The organism is Bacillus sp. BR3(2024) (assembly GCF_039134555.1).
Taxonomy (GTDB): Bacteria; Bacillota; Bacilli; order Bacillales; family Bacillaceae_G; genus Bacillus_A; species Bacillus_A cereus.
Window position 1 is genome coordinate 235,506 of sequence record NZ_CP152433.1, and the last position, 9,495, is coordinate 245,000.

Sequence of the window (9,495 nt, forward strand, 5' to 3'; positions counted from 1 at the left end):
TGAAGAAAAAAACTCTGAATATGAAAATAAGGTAACAGTTGGGTTTGCTTTTTACACATACAAAACTTATAATTGATAAAGTGTAATAACGTTTAGAAGTATTTTCGTGAAGAATATACGCCCGTTTATATACGTGAGCATTCAGGAAAAGGGCTTTTCCGCAAATTCGGAAAACGCCTTTTTTTAAATGATAAGTATAGGATAGAAAAGGAGAAGTAACATTGACAACATTTCGAGAATTAGGATTAAGTGATTCTTTACTGCAATCTGTTGAAAGTATGGGCTTTGAAGAGGCTACACCAATTCAAGCTGAAACAATTCCACATGCATTGCAAGGTAAAGATATTATTGGGCAAGCGCAAACAGGTACAGGGAAAACAGCAGCATTCGGATTACCACTATTAGATAAAGTGGATACACATAAAGAATCGGTTCAAGGTATTGTTATCGCGCCAACGCGTGAATTAGCAATTCAAGTTGGAGAAGAATTATACAAAATTGGTAAGCATAAACGCGTTCGTATTTTACCGATTTATGGTGGTCAAGATATTAACCGCCAAATTCGTGCTCTAAAAAAACACCCACACATTATTGTTGGTACGCCGGGTCGTATTTTAGATCATATTAACCGTAAAACACTTCGTCTGCAAAACGTAGAGACAGTTGTTCTTGACGAAGCGGATGAAATGTTAAACATGGGCTTCATTGAAGACATTGAAGCAATTTTAACAGATGTGCCAGAAACACATCAAACATTACTATTCTCAGCGACAATGCCGGATCCAATCCGCCGTATTGCTGAGCGTTTCATGACTGAGCCTCAACACATTAAAGTAAAAGCAAAAGAAGTAACAATGCCAAACATTCAGCAGTTCTATTTAGAAGTGCAAGAAAAGAAAAAGTTTGACGTGTTAACACGCTTATTAGATATTCAATCTCCAGAGCTTGCAATCGTATTTGGTCGTACAAAGCGTCGTGTTGATGAATTATCAGAAGCATTAAACTTACGTGGTTATGCTGCAGAAGGTATTCACGGTGATTTAACTCAGGCGAAACGTATGTCTGTATTACGTAAATTTAAAGAAGGTTCTATTGAAGTTCTTGTTGCAACAGACGTTGCTGCGCGTGGTCTTGATATTTCAGGCGTAACGCACGTATATAACTTCGATATTCCACAAGATCCAGAATCATACGTTCACCGTATCGGTCGTACTGGTCGTGCAGGTAAAAAAGGTATTGCAATGCTATTTGTAACACCACGTGAATCAGGACAATTAAAAAATATCGAGCGTACAACAAAACGTAAAATGGACCGTATGGATGCACCGACACTTGACGAGGCATTAGAAGGTCAACAACGTTTAATCGCTGAAAAGCTTCAAAGCACAATTGAAAATGAAAACTTAGCATACTACAAGCGTATTGCAGAAGAAATGTTAGAAGAAAATGACTCTGTAACAGTAGTAGCTGCTGCTTTAAAAATGATGACTAAAGAGCCGGATACAACTCCGATCGCTTTAACATCAGAACCACCTGTTGTTTCAAGAGGCGGCGGTTCTAAAAAACGCGGCGGTAACGGAGGCGGATACCGTGATGGTAACCGTAATCGTAGTCGTGATGGACGCGGCGGTGGCGATGGACGTAATCGTGACCGTAACCGTGATGGACGTAATCGTGACGGAAACCGTGATCGCAATCGTGATGGTAACCGCGATCGTAATCGTGATGGTGGTAGTCGTGGTCGTAGAGGTGAAGGTCAAGGTCGCCCTGGTTCTTCAAATGGACGCGGCGAAAGAAAACATCATAGCCGTCCACAAGCTTAATAAAAAAAGAGAATGCCCTTTGCGGGCATTCTCTTTTTTTATTTCTATAATTGTGCATACTACATAATAGTTATGATAGAAAAGGGGCTGTTATATGCTTGTAAGGCTTGGTTACGTTGCGATGAGTGTGCATTTGAAGAATGCATCTCCATCTCAAACGATGACGTATGCACAGTTTCAGAAATTAGATGATCGTGATGCTGCAATTCGTAAGCTTGAAAGAATTGCTAATTCCAATTTAGAAAATTGTTTACGTTTATTAAAGCATAATAAAGGGCATGACATATCTTTCTTTCGGCTCAGTTCAAAGCTCATTCCTTTAGCGAATCATGAGGAATTGCTAGAGTGGAACTATATTCGTCCGTTAAAAGAAAATTTAAAAAAACTAGGTGAATATGCAGTTCATATGAATATGAGAATTGATTTCCATCCAGATCATTTTGTTGTACTAAATTCACCTGAAGAGAGTGTTTTTAAACAATCTGTAAAAACATTGCAGATGCACAAAAAATTATTAAAAGGCATGGGGATTGAACATAAGCAACGATGTGTACTGCATGTTGGAGGAGGATATAAAGATAAAGAACTTGCATTAGAGCGCTTTATAGAGAATTGGTCGAATGTCCCAAGGGGTATTCAAGAAATGATTATATTAGAAAATGATGATACAACCTTTACGTTAGAGGAAACATTATATTTAGGAGAAAAATTAGATATTCCCGTCGTATTTGACTTGCATCACCATATGATGAATAATGAGCAAGAAGATTGGTATGAAGATTGGGCACGTGTTGTTCATACGTGGGAAACGTCTTTGTTGCCGATTAAAATGCATATCTCTAGCCCTAGAGAGGGAAAAGATCCAAGAGCTCATGCAGATTATATTAATGTAGACGCATTTTTATCTTTTTTAAGAAGGATAAAGGGAAGTGTTCCGCAAATTGATTGTATGATTGAGGCGAAGATGAAGGATGAGTCTTTATTTCAATTAATGAGAGATTTAAGTGAACAAGTAGATGTAGAAATTATCGATGGTGCAAGCTTTTATATTAAATAAGCTTTGCACCATCGTTTTTTTTTGTTAAAAAAGGGGTTAAAATGCCACCGGTTATTAAACCTGTTAAATGACTGATCGGATTGGCAGAAGGGTTAAAGAAAGTAAATAGCAGTAATAGAAGTATCATAATTGAGAAAATGGCAATTTCTTTTGGTTTTGAAGAGCGGTATCGATTGTACAATAAAAATAACTGTGCACCTAATAGTCCGAAAATACCACCTGATGCACCTGCGTGAATATATTCAAGCGGCATAATAATATAAGAAGAAATATTTCCAGAAATTCCAGAGAGAAAAAATAGAATAAAAAAAGAAAAGTGTCCGAGTTGCTTTTCGATAGAAGAACCAAGAGCAAACAAAAAAATACTATTAGAAAGAAAATGTTGTAAGTCTACGTGTACGAGAAGAGAAGTTATGACACGCCACCATTCTCCTTTCGCGATATATTCATTAGAGGCTGCCAGTGGTAAGAGAAAAAAGTCGCCTAATATCATCATGACTAAATGAATAAGCAGTAAGGTAAGAATAGTCGGTTGTAAAGAAATATGAGTGGATCTTATTAGCATACGGTTACTATCACCCCTTTTGCATCAGAAAGATTCTCTGTTATTCTTATCAATATGAAAGAAGAAAGTTAAATAGAAGAAGGGGATTTTGAAATGATTATAGGGATTGGTATCGACATTATTGAATTAAATCGTATTGAAAAAATGCTAGATGGAAAGCTTAAATTTATGGAACGTATTTTAACGGAAAATGAACGTAATGTTGCTATGGAGCTGAAAGGAAGTCGCCTTACAGAGTTTGTAGCTGGAAGGTTTGCAGCGAAAGAGGCGTATTCAAAAGCTGTAGGTACTGGTATCGGAAAAGAAGTGAGTTTTTTAGATATTGAAGTGAAAAATGATGAAAGAGGTAAGCCAATTCTGATTACAAGTACAGAGTATATTGTTCATTTATCAATTAGTCATAGTAAGGAATTTGCTGTTGCTCAAGTTGTTTTAGAAAGCTTGTCACGCTAGTCTGCATATTTTATATCTTTGTCTCATATATTTGAGGTAGCGATAAGGAAGGTACATCTTCCATTCATTTATAGGGGCAAAGGGGCTGAATTGATGAAAAGGCGTCTGTTTTTAGTTCTTGTCGGTTTGTTGACCGTTTTTGTGTTGGCGGGTTGTATGGAAAAGAAGCAAGATGATGTCGTGAGAGATTTAGAATCAAAAGTAAAAGGGATGAAAAGTTATCAAGCTGAGGCAAAATTATCTATTAAAACAGGCAATGAGCCTCAAGAGTATAACGTAGAGATTTGGCACAAGGAACCGTCTTTTTATCGTGTGAATTTAAAAAATGCAAAAAAAGATCAGAGCCAAATTATTTTGAGAAATGAAGAAGGTGTATTTGTATTAACGCCAGCACTTAATAAGAGCTTCCGTTTTCAAAGTGATTGGCCGCAAAATAGTAGCCAGGCTTATTTATATGAATCACTTGTAAGAGATATTTTGCAGGACAAGAAAAACCTTACTTTTGAGAAAACAGATAAGTATTATATTTTTAAAACAAAAACAAACTATCAACATCAAAATATGTTGCCGAGACAAGAGATTACATTGAATAAGAGCGACTTGACTCCAGTTTCAGTGAAGTTAATGGATAATGATCAAAATGTTCTTGTGAAAGTAGATTTCTCTAAAGTGAAATTCGATGCGAAATTTGATAAAGGTGCATTTGATACGAAACAAAATATGTCTAGAGCGCAGGTAGATGTTCAAACAACAGCGAAAGAAGACAAACCGTTTGCTATTTTGTATCCACTTGATACACCACAAGGTATGACTCTGCAAGATGAAAAAGAGTTGAAGACAGACAGTGGCAAGCGTGCGATACTCACATACACTGGAAATAAGAAATCCTTTACTTTAATACAAGAAAAGGCAAAAGTTGCAGAGGCATCATCAGCGGTAAGTGTAAGTGGAGAACCAGTTGATCTTGGGTTTACGATTGGTGCATTAACGAAAGACTCTGTAACGTGGTCGCATAACGGAGTAGAATATATGCTCGTGTCTAAAGGTTTAGAGCCGAAGGAGCTGTTAATGGTTGCTCGTTCAGTTACAGCGAAGCAGGTGAAGTAAACTTCTTAGACGTGGTGATATATGTGCACCACGTCTTTTCTTAGTTTGAAGGTGGATTTCATAAAAGAAGCATATAAAAGAATAAGCTTCGCATATCGTGTATAAGGAAGTGTATTTATGGAAGAAGCACCATTTTACCGTGACACTTGGGTGGAAGTGGATTTAGATGCCATTTATAACAACGTTACACATATTAAAGAGTTCATCCCAAGTAATGTAGAGATTTTTGCTGTAGTTAAAGCAAACGCATATGGGCACGATTATGTACCGGTGGCTAAAACGGCATTAGAAGCAGGTGCAACAAGGTTAGCTGTTGCTTTTTTAGATGAAGCTTTAGTGCTTCGGAGGGCTGGTATTACTGAGCCGATTTTAGTGTTAGGTCCCTCGCCGCCGCGTGATGTAAATGTAGCTGCTGAAAATGATGTAGCGCTAACGGTTTTTCAAAAAGAATGGGTGGACGAAGCAATTAAACTTTGGGATGGTTCATCTGTAATGAAATTCCATATTAACTTTGATAGTGGTATGGGGAGAATTGGAATACGTGAAAGAAAAGAGCTAAAAGAATTTTTAAAGAGTTTAGAGGGTGCACCGTTTTTAGAGTTAGAAGGAGTATACACGCATTTTGCAACGGCAGATGAAGTTGAGACTTCGTATTTTGATAAGCAATATAACACGTTCTTAGAGCAGTTAAGTTGGTTGAAAGAATTCGGAGTGGATCCTAAGTTTGTTCATACAGCTAATAGTGCTGCGACGTTACGTTTTCAAGGGATTACATTTAATGCAGTGCGAATTGGGATTGCAATGTATGGATTATCTCCTTCTGTAGAAATACGTCCTTTTTTACCATTTGAATTAGAACCGGCGCTATCACTTCATACGAAAGTCGCTCATATTAAACAGGTAATTAAAGGTGATGGAATTAGTTATAACGTCACCTACCGAACGAAAACTGAAGAATGGATTGCGACTGTAGCGATTGGCTATGCAGATGGGTGGCTTAGGAGGTTACAAGGATTTGAAGTGCTTATAAATGGTAAAAGGGTACCGATTGTAGGGCGAGTAACAATGGATCAGTTCATGATTCATCTTCCTTGTGAAGTGCCACTTGGTACGAAAGTTACGCTTATTGGAAGGCAAGGAGATGAGTATATTAGCGCTACAGAGGTTGCGGAATACTCAGGGACTATTAATTATGAAATTATTGCAACGATCAGTTTCCGTGTGCCGAGAATATTTATACGGAATGGTAAGGTTGTAGAGATAATTAATTACTTGAACAATATATAGAAGGTAGTATGATTGCTTCTTGTCATTGGAGTGACTGTTCATTGCTGGATAATAAGCTCTTTTTGATGAGAAGCTTTTTACTTATAATCATTTTTTATATAAGTTGCACGTAAGTTTTGAAGAGGAGTTCTATTGTTTTTAGTTAGTTATGAGATAAAAAATTTAAGAAGATGAATGTTTTGTTTGTGAATTGGAAAACATAAGCAAGGAATAAGGAAGTCTTTGCAACAGGCTCCATACAATGGTATTATTACAATAGGTGTCATATATATATTTGGGTGTGTAGTTGACGGTGGAGGTGTATTTTTGTGTCCGAATCAAGTGTAACTACTGAAATCGTGGTTCGGTTGCCAAAGCAAATGGTAACGGAATTGGACGGAATTGGAAAACAAGAGAATAAGAATCGCCATGAACTAATTTGCCAGGCAACACAATTGTTATTGCGTCAACATAAGACGAAGAAACGCTACCAACATGAATCAATGCGACGTGGGTACATTGAAATGGGAAAAATTAATCTTGGTATTGCATCTGAAGCTTTCTTAGCAGAGTATGAAGCAGCTCATACAGTAGAACGCTTAGTTAGCGGGGGGTAATATTTTGATTGTAAAACGCGGCGACGTGTATTTTGCAGACCTTTCCCCAGTTGTTGGTTCTGAGCAAGGAGGCGTTCGTCCGGTTCTTGTCATTCAAAATGACATCGGAAATCGTTTTAGTCCAACGGTGATTGTAGCGGCTATTACTGCACAGATTCAAAAAGCGAAATTACCCACTCATGTGGAAATTGATGCGAAAAAGTACGGTTTTGAGAGAGATTCTGTTATTTTACTTGAGCAGATTCGAACAATCGATAAGCAGCGCTTAACGGACAAAATCACTCACTTAGATGAAGTGATGATGATTCGTGTAGATGAAGCGCTACAAATTAGTTTAGGACTAATAGATTTTTAAATCGGCAGTTTAAGTTGCTCTCTTTGAAGGGCAACTTTTTTTATTATAGAGGAGGTTACGGTTGTATATGGAAATGGTAGATAATCGACAAGCGTTAATGAAAATGTTAGTGAAAGAATTAGGCTTTACCGAAAAGCAAGTTCGTCATGTTATTCAATTAACAGAAGAAGGTAACACAGTTCCATTTATTGCTCGTTACCGAAAAGAATGGACAGGCTCTTTAGATGAGGTGCAAATTCGTACGATTTTAGAGAGATGGCAATATATGATGCAACTTGAAGATAGGAAGGAAGAAGTTCTTCGTCTTATTGATGAGAAGGGGAAACTGACAGAAGAGCTACGACAGCAAATTGTTAAAGCTACAAAGTTGCAAGAAGTAGAAGATCTATATCGTCCATATAAAGAGAAAAGAAGAACGAAAGCGACAGTTGCTAAAGAAAAAGGATTAGAACCATTAGCTGAATGGTTATTGTTATATAAGAAAGAAGATCCGGCTAAAAAGGCAGTGGAATTTATTAATGTAGAGAAAGAAGTGCAATCTGCAGAAGAAGCTTTACAAGGTGCACAAGACATTATTGCAGAAATGGTTTCAGATGAAGCTGCGTATCGTAGTTGGATTCGAAATGTTACTTTTAGAAAAGGTGTTATGTCTTCTTCCGTGAAAGATGAAGAAAAAGATGAAAAGAATATATATGAAATGTATTACAGTTATGAAGAACCATTGCAAAAAGTAGTACCACATCGTGTATTAGCAATGAATCGTGGCGAGAAAGAAGATATATTGAGAGTTGCTGTTGTTCCGCCAGTAGATGAGATAGTAACCTTCTTAAATAAGAAAGTAATTCGTGATAACGATTCGAAAAGTGCACATTATGTACAATTAGCGATTGAAGATGGTTATAAACGATTAATTCAATCTTCAATCGAAAGAGAGATTCGTAAAGAATTAACAGAAACAGCTGAAGAACAAGCAATACATATTTTCTCTGAGAACTTACGTAACTTATTATTACAACCTCCGATGAAAGGGAAAGTCGTGCTAGCGGTAGATCCGGCATATAGAACTGGTTGTAAATTGTCTGTAGTAGATGATACGGGGAAAGTACTACATATCGATGTTATTTATCCGCATCCACCTGTTCGTAAATATGATGATGCAAAAACGAAAGTTCTTTCTATTATAGATAAATATCAAGTTGAAATGATTGCAATTGGTAATGGGACAGCATCTAGAGAAACAGAAGAGTTTATAGTAGATGTATTACAAAGTGTGAACCGAGATGTCTTTTATATTATTGTAAATGAAGCGGGTGCTAGTGTATATTCAGCTTCTGATTTAGCCCGTGAGGAATTCCCAAATTTACAAGTTGAAGAGAGAAGTGCCGTTTCTATTGGGAGACGTCTGCAAGATCCACTTGCTGAACTTGTGAAAATTGACCCTAAATCAGTTGGGGTTGGACAATACCAACATGATGTATCTCAAAAGAGACTGAATGAGTCATTAACATTTGTAGTAGAAACAGCTGTTAACCAAGTTGGGGTTAATGTAAATACGGCTTCGGTTGCATTGTTACAATATGTTTCAGGTTTATCGAAAACTGTTGCGAAAAATATTGTAGCAAAGAGAGAAGAAGATGGGAAATTCACGAAGCGCACGGAATTAAAGAAAATCCCACGTTTAGGTGCAAAGACTTATGAACAATGTATAGGTTTCTTACGTATACTAGAAGGAGCGAATCCATTAGATCGAACAGGTATTCATCCAGAGCAATATAAAAATGTTGAATTGTTATTGAAGAGTCTAGGGTTATCGATAGATGACGTAGGACAACCGCAATTACAAAAGAGATTGGAAGAAGTAGAGATTTCTAAGTTATCTCAAGAAACAGGAGTTGGGGAGCCGACGTTAGTTGATATTATAGATGCGCTTATTAGTCCTGAACGAGATATGAGGGATGAGTTGCCTAAACCACTTTTGAAAAAAGGGATTTTGAAATTAGAAGATTTAAAACGTGGTATGGAACTAGAAGGAACAGTTCGTAACGTTGTTGATTTTGGTGCTTTTGTTGATGTTGGTGTAAAGCAAGATGGTTTAGTACATATTTCTAAACTTAGCAAACAGTTTGTAAAGCATCCGTTAGATGTTGTATCAGTAGGGCAAATTGTAAAAGTATGGGTAGATGATATTGATACAAAAAAAGGACGCGTTGCACTATCTATGTTGCCGATTGAATAGTAAGAGAAGAGAGCAG

At 37.0% G+C, this 9,495-nt stretch carries 9 protein-coding genes; 8 read left to right on the forward strand and 1 reads right to left on the reverse strand.

Going from position 1 to position 9,495, the window contains the following annotated elements; all coding sequences use genetic code 11:
* The first annotated feature begins 221 nt into the window (after nt 1-221).
* Together V7S45_RS01345 and uvsE are read left to right on the forward strand one after the other, a co-directional pair.
* Nucleotides 222-1,823, forward strand: coding sequence for a DEAD/DEAH box helicase (locus V7S45_RS01345; RefSeq protein WP_000206592.1), 1,602 nt, complete (start codon nt 222-224; stop codon nt 1,821-1,823).
* A gap of 94 nt (nt 1,824-1,917) precedes the next feature.
* Nucleotides 1,918-2,880: a UV DNA damage repair endonuclease UvsE gene (gene uvsE, locus V7S45_RS01350; RefSeq protein ID WP_000961166.1), complete on the forward strand. Its 963-nt coding sequence runs from the start codon at nt 1,918-1,920 to the stop codon at nt 2,878-2,880.
* On the opposite strand, the gene V7S45_RS01355 is transcribed toward uvsE, so the two are convergent.
* A complete protein-coding gene (locus V7S45_RS01355; protein ID WP_000908523.1) occupies nt 2,873-3,445 on the reverse strand; it encodes a rhomboid family intramembrane serine protease in 573 nt (190 codons plus the stop codon). The two genes, uvsE and V7S45_RS01355, sit on opposite strands and share 8 nt — an antisense overlap.
* A 93-nt stretch (nt 3,446-3,538) precedes the next feature.
* Here V7S45_RS01355 and acpS point away from each other — a divergent pair, with 93 nt between their 5' ends.
* The 6 genes from acpS (at nt 3,539) to V7S45_RS01385 (ending at nt 9,479) form a co-directional block, all read left to right on the forward strand.
* Nucleotides 3,539-3,898, forward strand: a complete 360-nt coding sequence (gene acpS / locus V7S45_RS01360) for a holo-ACP synthase (protein WP_000583416.1) — start codon at nt 3,539-3,541, stop codon at nt 3,896-3,898.
* Between the two features lie 156 nt (nt 3,899-4,054).
* The gene (locus tag V7S45_RS01365) at nt 4,055-5,005 is read left to right on the forward strand and encodes an outer membrane lipoprotein carrier protein LolA (protein WP_002004297.1); all 951 of its coding nucleotides are present in this window, start codon (nt 4,055-4,057) and stop codon (nt 5,003-5,005) included.
* Nucleotides 5,006-5,122: 117 nt separating this feature from the next.
* Nucleotides 5,123-6,292, forward strand: a complete 1,170-nt coding sequence (gene alr / locus V7S45_RS01370) for an alanine racemase (RefSeq protein WP_000390615.1) — start codon at nt 5,123-5,125, stop codon at nt 6,290-6,292.
* Between the two features lie 308 nt (nt 6,293-6,600).
* Nucleotides 6,601-6,888: an antitoxin EndoAI gene (locus V7S45_RS01375; protein ID WP_000004570.1), complete on the forward strand. Its 288-nt coding sequence runs from the start codon at nt 6,601-6,603 to the stop codon at nt 6,886-6,888.
* A 4-nt stretch (nt 6,889-6,892) separates the two neighbouring features.
* Nucleotides 6,893-7,243 (forward strand): type II toxin-antitoxin system endoribonuclease NdoA, encoded by a 351-nt coding sequence (gene ndoA / locus V7S45_RS01380; RefSeq protein ID WP_000635963.1) that lies wholly within the window; start codon nt 6,893-6,895, stop codon nt 7,241-7,243.
* 67 nt (nt 7,244-7,310) lie between these two features.
* Nucleotides 7,311-9,479, forward strand: coding sequence for a Tex family protein (locus V7S45_RS01385; RefSeq protein ID WP_000426242.1), 2,169 nt, complete (start codon nt 7,311-7,313; stop codon nt 9,477-9,479).
* The last annotated feature ends 16 nt before the right edge of the window (nt 9,480-9,495 follow it).